This is a genomic window from Micromonospora sp. WMMA1363, assembly GCF_030345795.1.
Classification (GTDB): Bacteria; Actinomycetota; Actinomycetes; order Mycobacteriales; family Micromonosporaceae; genus Micromonospora.
Map to the genome: position 1 here is coordinate 2,828,365 of NZ_JAUALB010000001.1, position 16,243 is coordinate 2,844,607.

The window sequence follows — 16,243 nt, forward strand, 5'->3', positions numbered from 1 at the left end:
GGTCGCCACCGAGGTACGTGGCGCGGCCGGCCCGGCTCCGCGCCGGATACGGCGGACGCCGGCCCCCGCGTCTCCGGGAGCCGGCGTGTGCGCGGCGGACATCAGTTGTTCGGGTCGTCGGCGCTGATGTCGGCCAGCACGGACTGCGGTTCGCGCTCGACCGCCAGGTCACCCATTGACACCAAACCCACCAGCCGTCCGTCGTCGACCACGGGCAGCCGGCGTACGGCGTAGGTGCGCATCAGGTCGGCCGCGGCCACCGCGTCGTCGTACTGGCTCACGGTGATCACATCCCTGGTGGTGACCTGGTTCAACCGGGTCGCGGCGGGGTCCATGTTCTCCGCCACCGCCCGCACCGTGATGTCGCGGTCCGTCACGATACCGACCACATCGTCACCATCGGTTACGACCACATCGCCGATGGCGCTGTCCCGCATTTCCTGGGCCGCCGCGACGAGTGTGTCGTTGCTGTCCATGGTGACCAACCGGGTCGTCATGAACTCTCCGACCGTTGTCATGGTGCTCCTCCCTCGGTGTCGGCACCACGGTCTACCCGCCCCGCCACGGCAGGTAACACGGGCCCGGAGCACGCCCGCGGCACCGGGCCGGACCGGAACGCGGACCCGCGGCGGGAGCCACGCCGAAAGGCAGCCGGCCGGCGGCGGGAGCCACCCGTCGTCGGACGAGGCCGGCCGGGCCGCTCAGCCCCGCGGAGGTACGCCGTACACCCGCTCAACATGCAGACGGAGCACCAGCCGGCGATCCGCGACCATGGCACGCCGGAAGTCGTCCCAGTCGGGGTGTTCGCCCTGCACCGCGCGGTAGAGCAGGATCAACTCCTCGACCGTCTGGACGTCCGGGCGCTCGGCCACCGGGGTCAGCTCAGCCCGCCCCTCCGCCACCGCGTATGCCCAACCGTCCGCGCTGCTGACGTGGAAGCTGGCGCGGGCATCCCGACGCAGGTTGGTGGTCTTGGCCCGGCCGTCGGTGATCGACATGCGGATCACCCGGGCATCGCGGTCGAACGCGTACATCACGGTGGACAGTTGCGGTCGACCGTCCCGCTTGATCGTCGCCAGCACGCCGAGCCGGCCGCCGGCGATGAGTTCGGTCAGGTTCTCGGGGATCTGGTCGTCGGCCACACGGTCCTCCGTCGTTCGTCGGATCGGGACTCCATCTCACCCCGCCGCCGACGATCGCGCCAGGTGGGACGGCGAGCCGCGAGCACAGAAGTGGCCCGACGCCCGATGTACCGGGCGGCCGGCGGAGCCGAACCCCGATGCCCGTGTCGCGTGCTGGCCGATGCGGTGAAGACGCATCCGACAGCGCCGGAACCCGGCGCCGGTGCTACCGGGTCGATCGGTGCCGACCGGAGCGGGCTCAGCGGCGTTCGGCGGCGACCAACTCGGCGAGCTGCACCGCGTTGAGCGCGGCGCCCTTGCGCAGGTTGTCGTTCGCGCAGAAGACGGCGAGGCCGTGCTCGACGGTTTCGTCGGCCCGGATCCGCCCCACGTAGGTCGGGTCCTGGCCGGCCGCCTGCAGCGGCGTGGGGACGTCGGAGAGCGCGACGCCGGGCGCGCCGGCCAGCAGTTCCCGGGCACGCTGCGGGGTGAGCGGCCGGGCGAACCGGGCATTGATCTGGAGTGAGTGGCCGGTGAAGACGGGCACCCGGACGCAGGTACCGGAGACCTTCAGCCCGGGGATGTCGAGGATCTTGCGGCTCTCGTTACGCAGCTTCTGCTCCTCGTCGGTCTCCTCGGAGCCGTCGTCGACGATCGACCCGGCGAGCGGGAGCACGTTGAACGCGATCGGCCGGGCGAACGAGCGGGGCGCCGGGAACTCCACGGTGGCGCCGTCGTAGGCGAGGCCGGCGGCGTGCTCGGCGACCTTACGGACCTGCTCGTCCAGCTCGGCGACGCCGGACAGGCCAGCGCCGGAGACGGCCTGGTATGTCGACACGACAAGGCCGGTCAGCTCCGCCTCGGCGTGCAGCGGGCGCAGCACCGGCATGGCGGCCATCGTGGTGCAGTTCGGGTTGGCGATGACGCCCTTGGGCCGGTTCGCCAGGGCGTGCGGGTTGACCTCCGCGACGACCAGCGGCACGTCCGGATCCATCCGGAAGGCCGAGGAGTTGTCGATGACGACCGCGCCGGCCGCGGCGATCCGGGGCGCCAGTTCCTTCGCGGTGCCCTTGCCGGCAGAAAGGAGAACGATGTCCAGCCCGGAGTAGTCGGCCGTGGCCGCGTCCTCCACGGTCACCTCGCCGTCCCGCCAGGGCAGGGTGCGCCCCGCCGACCGCGCCGAGGCGAGCAGGCGGACCTGCTCCGCCGGGAACCTCCGTTCCGCCAGCACCTGCCGCATCACGCCACCGACCTGACCGGTGGCCCCCACAATGCCGATCCTCATGCCCGCGAGGCTACCCAGCCGGGCGACTCGACCGGGAATGCTTCCCACGCGCCGGGCCAATGCCACGGTGTCCGTGCGGCACCGGTCGCCGTCCCGGGGCGCCGGCGACGCCCGCGACGACACCGCCGCCCCGGCCACACCCGTCCCACCGCACGGGAGTGGCCGGGCTTCCGCGGCAAGAGTGACCTCCGGGCACGGAGTGAGCACTCGCGCCGGGCAAGCGCGGGATGCCGCCCGCGCCGGCGCCCGCCGGGCAGCCACCCGGATCTTGGGCCAGGCCCGGAGCGGATCGGGCGGTCAGGGGGTCGATGTGACGATCTCGGCCAGGTCGGTGACGGTGAGCTCGTCGCGGATCAGGGCGGCGTCGCCCTCGATCACCAGGGTCAGGGACTCCGGGTGGAGGTGGGTGGCGGCGGCGGCCGAGACCTGGTCGACGTCCGCGGCGAGCAACGCCTCGCGCAGCCGGGCGTGGTAGTCGTCGGGCAGCTCGTGGACGACCAGGGTGGCCAGCGCCGCGGCGATCGCCCGTGGGGTCTGCAACTCGACCGAGAGCTGACCGGCCCGCCAGGACCGCGCGACCGCCAACTCCTCCTCGGTGACCCCGGCCTGCTGGGTACGGGTGATCTCGCCGACCGCCTCCACCAGGGCCGGCGCGGTCACCGCCGTCTGCACGTTGGAGCTGACCGCGAACCGCCCGAACCGGCGGGACGCGGCGAAGTCGGCCCGAATACCGTAGGTGTAGCCGTGCACCTCGCGGATCAGATGGTTGAGCCGGGAGGTAAAGGCGCCACCGAGTACGGTGCCGGCGAGCGTCATCGGCACGTGGTCGGGGTGGGCGCGGTGCGGCGACGGATGTCCGAGCCGCAGCGTCGACTGCACCGAACCCGGCCGGTCGACCAGGATGATCCGGCGGCCGTCGCGCGGCGGCACCGCGATCGGGCCGCCCCGGTCCGGCGGGCCGCCACCCGTGCCGGCGAAGGCGGCCGCCCCGAGCCGGTCCAGGTCGAGACGGTCCAGATCGCCGGCGACCACCAGGGTGCCCGGCCGGATGAACCACTCCGAGTGGAAGACCCGGACGTCCTCGACGTCCAACGCGGCCACCGAGTCCGGGTCGCCGTACAGCGGGCGACCCCAACGGTTCTCCACGCCGAACAGGTCGGCGCGCAGCGCCGCCTCCGCCCGCGGCCCCGGGCTCGCCCAGTCCATCCGCAGGGCCGTCGCCTCGTCGTCGCGGACCCGCCGGACGTCGTCCGGGTCCAGGCGCGGGGTCCGCACCGCCTCGGCGAGCAGCTCCACCGCGGCGGGTAGCCGGTCCACCGGGACCTGCACGCTCACCTGGAACGCGTCCCAGTCCAACCCGATCACCAGCTCGGTGCCGAGCGCCTCGATGGCCAGGGCGTACGCCGTGGCGTCGCGTTGGGCCGTCCCCTCCTCCAGGGCCTTGGCCAGCACCGCGCCGAGCCCCTCCTTGCCGCCCGGTTCACGCCCGGCGCCCGCGTCGAGCAGCAGCAGCGCGACGGCGAGGGTCTGCCCCGGCAGGTGCGCGGCGACCACCTGCCCACCCGCCACGCCACGCCGGATGACCTGGGGGAACCGGTAGGGGCGGGCGGCTCCCGGGCCGGGACGGGTGGTGGTCGGCGTCATGAGGTCTCCTCGGGCAGGTAGGTCAGGGTCACCCGGTCCGCGTCGGCGAGCACGTCGGCGGCCACGTCGGCGATCTGCTCGGCCGTAACGGCCAGCCAGGCGGGCAGCCTCTCGGCAGCCCTCGCCGGGTCGCCGAACTGGGTGGCGTACCGCCCGAGCAGGTCCGCCCGCCCATCCACAGTGGACATCTGTCGCCACCACGCGGTGCTCAGCAGGGCCTTCGCGCGGTCCAGCTCGGCGGCGGTGACCGGCACGGTGGCCAGCTCGTCGACCACCTCGGCCAGCCCGGCGGCCAGCTGCTCGCCGGTCACACCGGGCCGGGCGGTGGCCGTGGCGATCAAGGGCGCCGGGGCGTGCGCGAGGTCCACCCCGTACGCCCCGACCAGGTCCGGCTGGGCGAGCCGCTCGCCGTCGGCGAGCCGCTGGTAGAGGCGACTGCCCCGGCCGCTGCCGAGGACGGTGGCGAGCACGGTCACCACGTCGTACCCGGGGCCGCCGAAGGGGTGGGTACGGTGTGCGATGTACACCCGGGGCGCCGGGACCTCGGTGACGACCCGCTCCGCCACCGCCGAGCCGGTTGCCGGGACGTGCCGGCCATCCGGCGCGGCCGGGATCTCGGGCCGGGACGGGATCGCGCCAAAGTACTTGTCGGCGAGGGCGAACACCTCGGCGGCGGTGGCGTCACCGACCACGGTGAGCACCGCGTTGTTCGGGGCGTAGTAGGTCGTGTGGAAGGCCTGGAAGGTGGCGAGGTCGGCCGCGTTCAGGTCGGCCATCGAGCCGATCGTCGCGTGGTGGTACGGGTGGCCGGGCGGGTACAGCAACGGCAGCAGCCGCAGCCACGCGTCACCGTACGGGACGTTCTCGTAGCGCTGCCGCCGCTCGTTCTTCACCACGTCCCGCTGGTTGTCCAGGGTCTCCTCGGTGAGCGCCGGGACGAGGCCACCCATCCGGTCCGCCTCCAGCCAGAGCGCCAGTTCCAGGTGCTCGGCGGGAACGGTCTCGAAGTAGTTCGTACGGTCCGGGTTGGTGGTGGCGTTGAGTGACCCGCCGCAACCCTGCACCAGCTTCATGTGCTCGGTCTTGGCCACGTTGACCGAACCCTCGAACATCAGGTGTTCGAAGAGGTGGGCGAAGCCGGTCTGCCCCGCCGGCTCGTGGCGGGAGCCGACGTCGTACCAGAGGTTCACGGCCACGGCCGGGGCGGTGCGATCCTCGCTCACCACCACGCGGAGGCCGTTGTCCAGTCGGGTCGTCTCGATGGGCCAGGGATAACCGCTGTCGGGCATGGCACGACGCTATCCGATCGCACGGGCGGAAGGTGCCGTGCGGGCCGCCGTGGCTGGCGGGGTCACGCGGCGCGCTTCGCCGGCGCGATGGTCGGTGCCGGTCGCGGGCGTCGGGGCGCACCGAACGGCTCAGTCCTGGGGCTCGGCGGGGGTGACGGTCTGGTCCGACGTGCGGCGCTCCAGGGCGGTGTCGGGTGCGCCGTCCCGGCTCTCCTCGCGGGTGTCCGACTCGGCGAGGATGGCCTCGGCCTGCGCCTCCGGATCCGCGCTGCCGACGGCCACCTCCTCCGGCAGCAGACGCGCGCGGGACTCGAGCCGCTCCTGGTCGCTTCGCTCTGCGCTCACGCCGGCTGCATACCCCGCCCCTGCCGTCGCACGCGGGTCCGGAAGGGACCCTCTCAGCGGGCTGTCCGCGTTGACGCCTCCGCGTGGTCGAGGGTCCCTTCCCACCGCTCAGGAGCGGAACGGTCCGCGCACCTCGTACGTGATGCCGCCGGAGGACGAGCCCGAGGTGCCCCGCTGCGACGAGAAGTAGAACCGGGTGCCGTCGGGCGAGAACGCCGGACCGCAGATCTCCGACGACGACTGACCGGTGATTCGCAGGAACGGAGCGACCACCTCGTCCGGCGTGATGATGTTGATCTCCATGTTGCCGCCGTCCTCGGCCACGAACAGATCACCGGAGCCGGCACCGGTGATGTTGTCGACCCCGGTCAGCGGGGCGCTCCCGGAGACCAGCGAGTCGTCGTACGCCAGGTCGATGCGCTGGTCGACCGCGTCGTACGCCCACACCCGGTTGTCACCCTTGGTGGTGAACCAGCAGGTCCCGTCGGCGTACCAGCAGCCCTCACCGCCGTTGAACTTCTTCGCCCCGGAGACCTGGTAGCGGGTGTACCTCGGCGATCCGTCCGGGTCCGGCACCCGGGCCCAGGTCACCGGGCCGCTGGTCGCGCTGCCGGCGACCAGCACCTCCAGCGTGCCGGAGGAGAGGTCGCCCCAGGTGGTCGGGCGGAACCGGTAGAAGCGACCGCTGCTCTCGTCCTCGGTCATGTAGATCACCTGGCGATCCGGGTCGCACGCGGCGGCCTCGTGCTTGAACCGCCCCAGCGCGGCCCGCCGCACCGCGGCCGTGCCGCCCTGCGGGTACGTCTCGTAGACGTACCCGCGGCTGACCTCCTCGCAGGAGAGCCAGGTCCCCCACGGCGTCGCACCGCCCGCGCAGTTCTTTCGGGTGTTCGACAGGATCCGGTACGCCGAGGCGATGCTGCCATCGGCGTTGAACCGCAGCGCCGACGCACCGCCACCGGGATTGATCTCGGAGTTCGAGACGTAGATCCAGCCGGCACCGGCGGCGAAGCAGGCCCCGCCGTCGGGCGCGTAGTGCCAGGTGTAGGACGTGCCGGCGACGGTCTGCCGAGACCGGGCGACGATCCGGCTGGTGAAGCCGGCGGGTAGCTGGATGCCCTGGGCGTCGGCCGGCTGGAGCGGTCCGTACGGGCTGGTGCCGGGTTGGGCCGGCGCCGCGGTCGCGGCGCCGACCCAGAGGCTGCCGGAGAAGGCAGCGGCGCCGCCGACGACGCTGGCGCGCAGGAGAGTACGACGATCCATCGGGGGAACCTCCGGGGGGCACGACGAGTGGTGAGGCCGAAACTACCGTCCGTTTCATCGATGCAGGTGAACGTGCGGCGAGGCTTTCCGGACGACGGGGTGAGCCGCCGCCGTCGGATCGGGTACGCTAGTCGGCGTGACGCGCTCGTATCGATGGTTTAGGCAGCCGGCTCGACCAGCCGGTGACCTCATCGTGAGCTGACGTCACCGCATCGAGCCGGCCGGGCAGGAGCTTCCGTTCCTGCCCTTTTGCGTACGAGCAGCCGGCTCGTCCCGGGCGCCGGCCCCGGGCACGGTCGGCGGAAGGATGCCACCGTGACGACCCCGGAGACGGACCGGGTCAGCGATCAGCGGATCGACCGCGTTGTACCGCTGACCACCCCGGCGCTGCTGCACCACGAACTGCCCCTGGACGACGAACTCTCCTCGGCCGTGCTCACCGGCCGGCGCGCGGTCGGGCGGGTGCTCGACCGCACCGACGACCGCCTGCTGGTCGTGGTCGGCCCGTGCTCGGTGCACGACCCGGCCGCCGCTCTCGACTACGCCCACCGGCTTCGCGAGGTCGCCGATCGGCTCGCCGACGACCTGCTCGTCGTGATGCGCGTCTACTTCGAGAAGCCACGCTCGACGGTGGGCTGGAAGGGGCTTATCAACGACCCCGGGCTGGACGGCTCCGGCGACGTGAACACCGGCCTGCGCAAAGCCCGTAGGCTGCTGCTCGACGTGCTGCGGCTGGGACTCCCGGTGGGCTGCGAGTTCCTGGACCCGATCTCCCCGCAGTACATCGCGGACACGGTGGCGTGGGGCGCGATCGGCGCCCGCACGGTGGAGAGCCAGGTGCACCGGCAGCTCGCCTCCGGCCTGTCCATGCCGATCGGCATGAAGAACCGCCCCGACGGCAGCGTCTCGACGGCGGTGGACGCCATCCGCGCGGCCGGCGTGCCGCATGTCTTCCCCGGCATCGACGTCTCCGGCACCCCGGCGATCATGCACACTCGGGGCAACGCGGACGGCCACCTGGTGTTGCGCGGCGGCGGCGGCCGGCCGAACTACGACGCGGAGTCGGTGGCGGGAGCTCTGGAGCTGCTGCGAGCGGCCGGCCTGCCCGAGCGGCTGGTCATCGATGCCAGCCACGCCAACAGCGGCAAGGACCACCGCAACCAGCCGCTGGTGGCCGCCGACGTGGCCGCCCAGCTTGTGGCCGGGCAGCGGGGCATCGTCGGGGTGATGCTGGAGAGCTTCCTCCTGCCGGGCCGGCAGGACCTGGACCCGACCCGCGAGCTCACCTACGGCCAGTCGATCACCGACGCCTGCATCGGCTGGGACCTGACCGACCAGGTCCTGACCGACCTGGCCGCGGCCGTCCGCACCCGCCGCCCCACCCCCGCCCTGCCCTGACTCCTCGACCCTCGGCCGGTTGGTCGGGAGGTTCCCGTGCCGGGCACGGGAACCTCCCGACCAACGAGGTCGGCCGGGTGCGTTTGGCGGGGCGGCGGTCGGGTAGGCGACGGACGTGACCGACAACCCACCCGTGACCGAGGCGCCCGGGACCGAGTCGTCCCTCCGGCGCCTCGACGACCTGCTCGAGGACCTCTACCGCGGCCAGGAACGGATCAGTCAGAGCGACATCTATCGCCGGGCCGTCGCCGCGGAGATGCCGGCGGAGCTGCTCACCCGGATCGCCGCGCTGCCCGAGGGCGAGTACTCCGTCGACGAGGCGGCCGACGTGCTCGGCGGTTCGCTCACCTGACGTCGCGGGCCGCTTTCGCCCGACCGATCGCACCGGACCCCCACACGCTCGGCGCGAAGGAGAGCGACATGCCCCAGCACGAGAAGCAGCCCGGGGAACACCACGAAAAGCTCGCGGCGCTCGGCCAGCCGCCGGGCGACCGGGACACGCTGCCGGAACCGGACTTCGCCAACGAGCACGACCGCACGGCCGTCGACCGGGACGTCATCACCGGCGAGGACGTGGACGTGCGGGAGACGGAGGCTCCACGCGGCTGGTCCGGCGAGGAGAGCTGACCGGCGTGCGGACGGGTCGGCGCCCGGCCCCGTCCGCACGCCGGGGGTCTGGTTCGCCCACGAGCCGGGGATCGTTCGAGCTGGGGACCGCATCGTTCGAGCTGGGGATCCTGGCGGGGGACGCTACCGGCGGCCGGGCCCGGCCACGGCTCAGTGCTCGCCACCGCCCTCGGCGACACGCTGCGCCACCGCGTACGCCATCTGGAGGAAGTCCGACGCCGTCACGGCGGTGAGCGCGGTGGCGACGAGGCGGGTCAGCCGTGGCACCAGCACCAGCCCGCCGGTGAGCCCGGTGGCCACCCAGACGGCCAGGCAGAACGGGCAGCTCACCAGTTCCCCGATCGCGTGCCGGGTGGAACTGCCCGAGTCGCGGACCGCCTCCATCACCTCGCCGCTGCCGATCGGCTGTGTGTACCGGGTGAACGGCGCCCGCAGCGGACTCGTCACGGCGTCCTTGGCGAGCAACCGGCTGAGCTTGTGCGTGGCGACGCAGAGCAGCATCACGTCGGCGAGGGCCGGCCGCCGCGGCACCGGCCGGCCGGTGACCTTCACCAACGCGGCGAGACTCGCGGTCACACCGGCGTACGTGCCCATGGCCACGAGGTAGCCGCCGAGCGGTCGGTATTCATGCGGCGCGTACGAACGGCGCAGACGCGCCACCTTCTCCTTCAGGTGGGTCACCCGGTCTCCCTCTTCCTGTTTCTCCCGGTGCCGGCCAGCCGACACGGCCAGCCACACCCCTGCGCGGCTCACCCGGCCTGGAGGTTGTCGGCCACCTCGCGGGCGAGGCTGTCCAGGGCGGTGTCGACAAGGTGATCGGCGCCGCCGCCGGTCAGGTCGAGCCGGATTCGGGCGCCGCCGGCGTCAGCCGGGTCAACCCGCAGCTCAGCAGCCCACTCCCCGGCGGCCCGCCAGCGAGCGGCCAGTTCCTCGGCGCTGACGTGCTCCGCCGGCGCACCGTCGACGCGCAACGGCTCCGGCAGCCACGCCGACGCCCGGTTCGGGTCGGTGGCCGTGTTGAAAACCACCTCCGGCGGCGCCGACACCCCCCGCTCGGCGGAGGCCATCACGAGCCCCGCAGCCGGCTCGGGTCGACCTCACGGCCGGGGTGTCGGGCCAGGTACTCCGTCTCCAGATCGGCCGTCCGGCGCAGGTGGTTGGCGAGCGCCGAGTCGGTGGCGTGCCGCAGGGTGTCCAACCGGGTGCGGTGCAGGCTGTGCATCTCGCGGATCAGGTCCTCGTCACCGAGCTCGGCGGGGTCGATGCCGAGCAGCTCGCCGTCGGTGTCCGCGTCGCCGGAAGCCATGTCGTGCAGGTGGTCTCCGTCCCACTCCGGCATTCGCTGCTCCGGGCTCGGGAACTCGTCCCGCCGTACGGATCCGGTCATCATCGCCCCCCTGGTCTGTTCTGGGCCGGCGTCTGGACGGATGCCCACACGGGGTCTCGGCAAACCCTCCCGCGACTACGACACCGCGTCGGAGACCGCCGTTGTCCCGGTACCCTCGACGTCATGAAGCGGCTCTGGACCCCGGCGTGGATCGTGCGCCACGTGGCCATGGTCGCGCTCGTCGCGGCCTTCCTCGGGCTGGGCTGGTGGCAGCTGAGCCGCGCCGCCGGCGGGAACGCGATCAGCTGGGGCTACGCGGTGGAGTGGCCGGTCTTCGCCGGCTTCGTGGTCTTCCTGTGGTGGCGGGAGGTCCGACACGCGCTGCGCGGTGCCGCCGGGGAGCCCGACGGCCCAACGGCCACCGCCGCCGACCCGCGGTTGGCCGAGGAGTCGCCGGTCGCCGCTGGCCGTCCGGTGCTACGCCGGCCCGTCCGGGTCGCCCGCCCGGCGGCTCCGGCGCCCGACGGCGAGGACGCGGACCTCGCCGCCTACAACCGTTACCTACGGTGGCTGAACGACAATCCGGGCGCCCGGCCCGGCGACTACCCCGGCTGAGGCCGGGTCGAAAGGACGGACGACGGTGGGCGCAGCCCTGACCCGGTACCGCGTGATCGCCTGGATCGTCGGCGTGGCGCTGATCCTGCTCGTGGTGATCGGCATGCCGCTGAAGTACGGCTTCGACAACCCGGTGCTGGTGGAGACGGTGGGTCAGGCCCACGGCTTCCTCTACATGGTCTACCTGGTGGCCACCTTCGATCTGGCCCGCCGCGCGGGCTGGCCGTTGAAGCGGATGGTCCTGGTGATGCTGGCCGGCACCGTGCCGTTCGTTTCGTTCTTCGCCGAGCGGCGGGTGAGCGGCTGGGTGACCGCGTGGCCCGGGGTGGCCCCGAAGCCGGTCGCCGACGCCCCCAGCCGCTGACCGTTCAGCGCCCCGGCCGCCAGGGGGCGGCCGGGGCGAGCGGATCCTCCCAGCCGCCGTGCCGGCGCATCTCCAGCGCCCGACGCAGGGCGCGGGTGACCTGACCGAACTGCCGTTCGTCGTCGCTGGCGAAGAGCAACTCGTCGGTGCCCCGGAGCCGGCCCCACAGCTCGTACGCGGGGGGCCGCCACCGGTCGCCGGCGACGGCCAGCAACACCGGCAGCAGGAACACCGCCCCGATCGTCAGGTAGGCCCCGGCGGTGAGCCGGTGCAGCCCGCCGGTGAAGCCCAGCAGCAGCCCGACGCCGCTGATCATTCCCCCGGTGACCAGGACGGCCCGGACGGCGACTCGGTCGTGGGGGCCACGGGTGGTGTGCAGGTGGGTGAGTTCGGCCACGGGCCAGCTGCTGTGGCCGATGGTGAGACGGTCGACGGTGACGACGATCCCGGGCCGGGCGTAGAGCAACGTGGTGTGCGACCCGGCGCCGTGCGGTGACGACGTCGGCGGTGTGGTGGGGTGCGGATCCACGGCGGACCTCCCGCGGCTCGGCGCCGGGTCGGCTGACGCCCGCCGCGGGCGGTATTGCCTGTCGGCGGGACTCCGGCTCCGCGCCTATTGTGTGACCCGCCCGCCAGCGGCCAGGCGGGTTCGCGGGGGTCGGCCGGGGCGGTCCGACGACGCTGCCGCCGGATAGACACCGCCAAGTCCGGCTTATCCGGGCATCGCGCGCCAGCCGCCGGCGACATCCGCCCAGAACGACGAACTTTGCATATCCGGCCAAGCAGGCAGGTTGTGCTCACGGGTCACCACTGACCGTCAGGACACTCACGTTCACATGCTGCTGCCCAACAACAATCGCCCCTACTTCCACTGCGGGCCACTCCCGCCCCGGGTTAGGTTGTCCCTGCCAGCCCGTCGACCGCCGCCCATCCGGACGGCGCGGGCCCGGTGCCGCCGGAGCCTCAGCGCACCCGGCGGCCGGTGGGAGAGGAGCCGATCGCTCTTGTCGTCCATCCGGAACACGCTGCGCGCCCTCGCGGTCGCGGCGGTGTCGGCCGCACTGGTCGCACCGGCCGTGCCCGCCCGGGCCGAACCATCCCCCGCCGAATTGACCCGGCGGATCGAGCGGGCCTCCGCGGAGCTGGAACGCGTCGTGGAGGCGCACAACGCGCTCGCCGAGCAGATCAAGACGAACAAGGCGACCGTGGCCCGATTACAGGCCCGGATCGGGCCGCTGGAACAGCAGGCGGAGCGAAGCCGGGCCGAGGTGAACGAAATCGCCGTGACCGCGTACAAGACCGGTGACGTCGGCACCGCCGCCGCGCTGCTGCGGCCGGGCGACGCCACCTCGCGGCTGGACCGGCTCGCCACGGTCGACCAACTGGCCCGCGATCGACAGCAACGGATCGCCGCGTTCACCGACGACCAGCGTCGCCTGAACACTGAGAAGACCCAGCTGAACGGCACGCTGAAACGGCAGGCCGCCCAGGCCCGGGAACTGGCCAACGCCCGCCAGCGGATCGAGCGTGACCTGGCCTCGCTGTACGAGCTGCGCCGGCAGGCGTACGGGCGGGCCACCGAACGCCCGGCGGCCCGCCCGGACAGCGCCCGGCAGGCGCCAGCGTTGTCGGGATCGGCCGGGGTGGCGGTCCGCTACGCGTACGGCGCCCTGGGCAAGCCCTATCGGTGGGGCGCGGACGGTCCCGGCGGTTACGACTGTTCCGGATTGACGTCGGCGGCCTGGCGTGCGGCCGGCAAGTCGCTACCGCACAACACCCGGATGCAGTGGGGTGCGGTGGCGCACATCGGCCGCGGTGAGCTGCGTCCGGGCGATCTCGTCTTCTACCGCGGACTGGGACATGTCGCCCTGTACGTCGGAGGAGGGAAGATCATCGACGCGCCCAGCGCCGGCCGGAACGTACTCAAGCGGGACATGACCATCATGCCGATCGCCGGCTACGGCCGGGTCCGTTGACCCGTCCCGGTACGACGAACGGCCGGCGCCCCTGTCGGACGCCGGCCGTTCCTCGCATTCCTACCAGCTCACGCCGCCTGGAGCCCCTCCGCCCGGGCCAGCTCGCGCAGTCGGCCGAGCGCCTGGATCTCGAGCTGACGGATCCGCTCCCGGGAGAGCGAGAACCGCGAGGCGACCTCGGTGAGCGAGTGCTCCCGGCCGTCCTCGAGGCCGTACCGCGCCCGCATGATGCCAGCCGACCGGTCGTCCAGGTGGTTGAGCAGGCCCTCGATGCGCTGCCGCTCCAGACCGGTGAGGACGATCTCCTCCGGCGACGGCGCGTCACTGTCGGCCACCAGGTCGCCGAGGTTCGTGTCGCCGTCGTCGCCGACCGGCGTGTCCAGGGAAACGGTGTCCTGCGACCAGCGGACCAGCTCGTTCACCCGCTCGACGGTGACGCCGAGGGCCACCGCGATCTGCTCCGGCTCCGGGTCGCTGCCCAGCTCACGGGTGAGCTGGCGGGCGACGTTACGCATCCGGTTGACGTCCTCCACCAGGTGGACGGGCAGCCGTACGGTGCGCTCCTGTTGGGCGATCGCTCGGCTGATGGCCTGGCGGATCCACCAGGTCGCGTAGGTGGAGAACTTGAAGCCCCGCTCGTAGTCGAACTTCTCGACCGCGCGCACCAAGCCGGTGTTGCCCTCCTGAATCAGGTCCAGCATGGGCATCCCGGACCGGACGTACCGCCGGGCGATCGACACCACCAGTCGCAGGTTGGCCCGGATGAACAGGTCCTTGGCCCGCTCGCCCTCGGCGACCACTCGCTCGAGCTCCGCCCGCTCGACGCCGGCCGGAACGCGGTCCTCGTCGAGCAGGTGCTCGGCGTAGAGGCCAGCCTCGATAGCCTTGGAGAGGTTCACCTCGGTGGCGGCGTCCAGCAACGGCGTCCGGGAGATCTCGTGAAGGTAGACGCCAACCAGATCGCGCTCCTCAGCGACCTCGTCGGTCCGCATGCCGATGTTCTTGTCCACGTTGCCCACGGTCCCCTCGCTCGCGCCGGTTGCCCGGTTCCTTGCCATCCCCACGTCCGTCAGCTCCCTCCCCGAGACTTCCGTTGTGCCCGTCGGTGCTGACACCTACACAACAGATGAGACGCGTCGGGGATTCCATGTCGTGAGTCGAAAGTGTCACGAATGCCTGATAATCAGCTGAGAACACGGTCCATGTTTGCTGTCAGCACCCGCCTGGTGGATACCGTGTACGGGCTGGTGGATCGCCATTTCGCCGCGACACGTGATCCATGGCAGCACTGCCTGGGCCAGAGGCGCAGCGACCCGGGTCACCACCGCGCTGCGATCCTGGTCACTGCCTGATACGCACCGGTGGACCGGTCGGTTCATCCACGCCCGTGGTAATACCCCACGCCCCGGTGAACAATCCGGAGGGCAGTGCTGTGCCCCACCCCGCGCGGGCGGGCCGGACCGGGCGGCGAGCAACGCGAGCGCACCGCGGACGCACTCCTCGGAGCGGCGACGACGGCCTGGTGGCGCCGGCACCCGACGCGATCGAAGCCAGTGTCCACCCCGATGAACACATCGACCGACCAGAGGCACCGACCGTCGGATTCGTGCAGAACAGGACCGTGAGGCGCTTTTCGGCCGCGACGGGGCGAGTACCCCAGGACGTACGGGGCACCCGCTCGCGTCGAATCCGACCACGACGTCACCGAACGCAATCCGGGCCTCGGCCGCGCCGCCGGGTCGTCGTCCTCGGCGTTCGGGACGGCATGCCACACCCGCGTCCTGGACCACCCGCCAGGTGGACGCAGGACCAGTGCCGGGGGCCCGCCGCTCGGTGGGTGCGCCGACGCGGGTCGCCGGTGGTGGCCCTAAGACCGCTCGTCCCGCTCCACCACGGTCATGCCCGCCACCGCGAGGAGCCGCCCCGGTGCGCCTGGGCCGCCTCGGCGGTCGCCTCCAGCGCCGTGCGGGCCCGGGCACGGTTGCGCGCGGCCACCCCGACGAAGAGGCAGTCGACGACGGTAAGTTGCGCGAGCCGACTGGCCATCGCGCCGGAACGGTACGTGGTTTCCCGGGCTGCGGTGGTGAGCACGAAGTCAGCGACCTCGGTGATCGGCGAGCGGGGGAAGTTGGTCAGGGCGACCGTGGCCGCGCCCCGAACCCGAGCCTGCTCCAGCACCTCGATCACGTCGGAGGTGGCGCCCGTGTGCGAGATACCGACGGCGATGTCGCCGCGCCCGAGCAGCGCAGCCGAGGTGAGGGCGGTGTGCGGGTCCGGGAAGTAGTAGGCGATCCGGCCGATGCGGTGCAGCTTCTGCTGGAAGTCGGAGGCGACGAAGCCGCTGGCTCCGGTGCCGTAGACGTCGATCCGGCCGGCGGCCGTGATCGCGTCGACGACCCGCTCGCAGACCATGGGGTCGAGCTGCTGCGCCGTCTCCTCGACGGCACGCGCGTCGTTGAAGGCGATGGTGGCGATGATCTGCGCGAGGTCCGCGTCGGGCGGGATGTCGCCGCCGACGACACGGGCGTCCGGCGGCTCGACCCGGCGGGCGGCCTCGGCCGCGAGCCGGATTCGCAGTTGGGGATAGCCGTCCAGACCGACGGAGCGGCAGAACCGGATGACGGTCGCCTCCGAGGTCTCGGCGGCGGTGGCGAGGTCGGTGATCGTTCGGCGCGCCGCGTCGGCCGGGTCCGACACCACCAGCCGGGCGACCCGCTGCTCGGCGGGGGACAGCGACGGCAGGAGCCCACTGATGTGGACGATCAGCCCACCAGGCTCGTGACTTGCAGAACCCTTCGGGCTTTTCGCCACAGGCGGAACTTACTTTCAGGAGGCCTGGGCGTCAACCGTCCCGACCGGAGTGGGAGCCCGGCCGGGTCCGGGCTCGCCGACACCGGGCGACCGTCGCCCACACCCGGGACCGCCCGCACGACCGAACCGGGGCCCGCCCGGGGCGCCACCCAGACCAACGGAGGGTCGCCCGGTTCAC

The 16,243-nt window shown here is 72.5% G+C and carries 19 protein-coding genes; 6 read left to right on the forward strand and 13 right to left on the reverse strand.

The window, feature by feature from the left end; all coding sequences use genetic code 11:
• Positions 1 to 101: 101 nt before the first annotated feature.
• The 7 genes from QTQ03_RS12985 to QTQ03_RS13015 form a co-directional block, all read right to left on the reverse strand.
• Positions 102 to 518: a CBS domain-containing protein gene (locus QTQ03_RS12985; RefSeq protein WP_289278239.1), complete on the reverse strand. Its 417-nt coding sequence runs from the start codon at positions 516 to 518 to the stop codon at positions 102 to 104.
• 183 nt (positions 519 to 701) lie between these two features.
• Positions 702 to 1,142, reverse strand: a complete 441-nt coding sequence (locus tag QTQ03_RS12990) for a PPOX class F420-dependent oxidoreductase (protein ID WP_289278240.1) — start codon at positions 1,140 to 1,142, stop codon at positions 702 to 704.
• 238 nt (positions 1,143 to 1,380) lie between these two features.
• Entirely contained in the window at positions 1,381 to 2,406 is a 1,026-nt protein-coding gene (locus QTQ03_RS12995; protein WP_289278241.1) for an aspartate-semialdehyde dehydrogenase, read from the reverse strand.
• 297 nt (positions 2,407 to 2,703) lie between these two features.
• The gene (locus QTQ03_RS13000; RefSeq protein ID WP_289278242.1) at positions 2,704 to 4,050 is read right to left on the reverse strand and encodes a M16 family metallopeptidase; all 1,347 of its coding nucleotides are present in this window, start codon (positions 4,048 to 4,050) and stop codon (positions 2,704 to 2,706) included.
• A complete protein-coding gene (locus QTQ03_RS13005) occupies positions 4,047 to 5,339 on the reverse strand; it encodes a M16 family metallopeptidase (protein ID WP_289278243.1) in 1,293 nt (430 codons plus the stop codon). Before QTQ03_RS13005 ends, QTQ03_RS13000 begins: the two co-directional genes overlap by 4 nt.
• Positions 5,340 to 5,468: 129 nt before the next feature.
• Entirely contained in the window at positions 5,469 to 5,684 is a 216-nt protein-coding gene (locus tag QTQ03_RS13010) for a hypothetical protein (protein WP_289278244.1), read from the reverse strand.
• A 108-nt stretch (positions 5,685 to 5,792) separates the two neighbouring features.
• Entirely contained in the window at positions 5,793 to 6,947 is a 1,155-nt protein-coding gene (locus QTQ03_RS13015) for an alkaline phosphatase PhoX (protein ID WP_289278245.1), read from the reverse strand.
• Between the two features lie 315 nt (positions 6,948 to 7,262).
• Here QTQ03_RS13015 and QTQ03_RS13020 point away from each other — a divergent pair, with 315 nt between their 5' ends.
• From QTQ03_RS13020 to QTQ03_RS13030, 3 genes are all read left to right on the forward strand, one after another.
• Positions 7,263 to 8,345 (forward strand): 3-deoxy-7-phosphoheptulonate synthase, encoded by a 1,083-nt coding sequence (locus QTQ03_RS13020; protein WP_289278246.1) that lies wholly within the window; start codon positions 7,263 to 7,265, stop codon positions 8,343 to 8,345.
• 115 nt (positions 8,346 to 8,460) lie between these two features.
• The gene (locus QTQ03_RS13025) at positions 8,461 to 8,697 is read left to right on the forward strand and encodes a hypothetical protein (RefSeq protein WP_289278247.1); all 237 of its coding nucleotides are present in this window, start codon (positions 8,461 to 8,463) and stop codon (positions 8,695 to 8,697) included.
• A 68-nt stretch (positions 8,698 to 8,765) separates the two neighbouring features.
• Positions 8,766 to 8,972 carry a hypothetical protein gene (locus tag QTQ03_RS13030; RefSeq protein ID WP_289278248.1) on the forward strand — a complete coding sequence of 69 codons (207 nt, stop codon included), beginning with the start codon at positions 8,766 to 8,768 and terminating at the stop codon, positions 8,970 to 8,972.
• A gap of 150 nt (positions 8,973 to 9,122) precedes the next feature.
• Here QTQ03_RS13030 and QTQ03_RS13035 read toward each other — a convergent pair whose 3' ends face one another.
• The 3 genes from QTQ03_RS13035 to QTQ03_RS13045 all read right to left on the reverse strand — a co-directional run bounded on the left by QTQ03_RS13035 (position 9,123) and on the right by QTQ03_RS13045 (position 10,362).
• A complete protein-coding gene (locus tag QTQ03_RS13035; RefSeq protein ID WP_289278249.1) occupies positions 9,123 to 9,653 on the reverse strand; it encodes a DUF1360 domain-containing protein in 531 nt (176 codons plus the stop codon).
• A 68-nt stretch (positions 9,654 to 9,721) separates the two neighbouring features.
• Positions 9,722 to 10,039: a hypothetical protein gene (locus QTQ03_RS13040; RefSeq protein ID WP_289278250.1), complete on the reverse strand. Its 318-nt coding sequence runs from the start codon at positions 10,037 to 10,039 to the stop codon at positions 9,722 to 9,724.
• Positions 10,039 to 10,362, reverse strand: coding sequence for a DUF6158 family protein (locus tag QTQ03_RS13045; protein ID WP_289278251.1), 324 nt, complete (start codon positions 10,360 to 10,362; stop codon positions 10,039 to 10,041). The genes QTQ03_RS13040 and QTQ03_RS13045 overlap by 1 nt, the downstream gene beginning before the upstream one ends.
• A 120-nt stretch (positions 10,363 to 10,482) precedes the next feature.
• On the opposite strand from QTQ03_RS13045, the gene QTQ03_RS13050 reads away from it, so the two are divergent.
• Complete coding sequence (locus QTQ03_RS13050; protein ID WP_289278252.1) at positions 10,483 to 10,914, forward strand: hypothetical protein; 432 nt, start codon at positions 10,483 to 10,485, stop codon at positions 10,912 to 10,914.
• 25 nt (positions 10,915 to 10,939) lie between these two features.
• Positions 10,940 to 11,278 (forward strand): DUF3817 domain-containing protein, encoded by a 339-nt coding sequence (locus QTQ03_RS13055; RefSeq protein ID WP_289278253.1) that lies wholly within the window; start codon positions 10,940 to 10,942, stop codon positions 11,276 to 11,278.
• A gap of 4 nt (positions 11,279 to 11,282) precedes the next feature.
• On the opposite strand, the gene QTQ03_RS13060 is transcribed toward QTQ03_RS13055, so the two are convergent.
• Positions 11,283 to 11,807: a DUF6232 family protein gene (locus tag QTQ03_RS13060; protein WP_289278254.1), complete on the reverse strand. Its 525-nt coding sequence runs from the start codon at positions 11,805 to 11,807 to the stop codon at positions 11,283 to 11,285.
• 475 nt (positions 11,808 to 12,282) lie between these two features.
• On the opposite strand from QTQ03_RS13060, the gene QTQ03_RS13065 reads away from it, so the two are divergent.
• On the forward strand, positions 12,283 to 13,254 hold the full coding sequence (locus tag QTQ03_RS13065; RefSeq protein ID WP_289278255.1) for a C40 family peptidase: 972 nt from the start codon (positions 12,283 to 12,285) through the stop codon (positions 13,252 to 13,254).
• A 68-nt stretch (positions 13,255 to 13,322) separates the two neighbouring features.
• On the opposite strand, the gene QTQ03_RS13070 is transcribed toward QTQ03_RS13065, so the two are convergent.
• Together QTQ03_RS13070 and QTQ03_RS13075 are read right to left on the reverse strand one after the other, a co-directional pair.
• Positions 13,323 to 14,312, reverse strand: a complete 990-nt coding sequence (locus QTQ03_RS13070) for a sigma-70 family RNA polymerase sigma factor (protein ID WP_289278256.1) — start codon at positions 14,310 to 14,312, stop codon at positions 13,323 to 13,325.
• Positions 14,313 to 15,150: 838 nt separating this feature from the next.
• Positions 15,151 to 16,065, reverse strand: coding sequence for a MurR/RpiR family transcriptional regulator (locus tag QTQ03_RS13075; RefSeq protein ID WP_289278257.1), 915 nt, complete (start codon positions 16,063 to 16,065; stop codon positions 15,151 to 15,153).
• Positions 16,066 to 16,243: the final 178 nt, after the last annotated feature.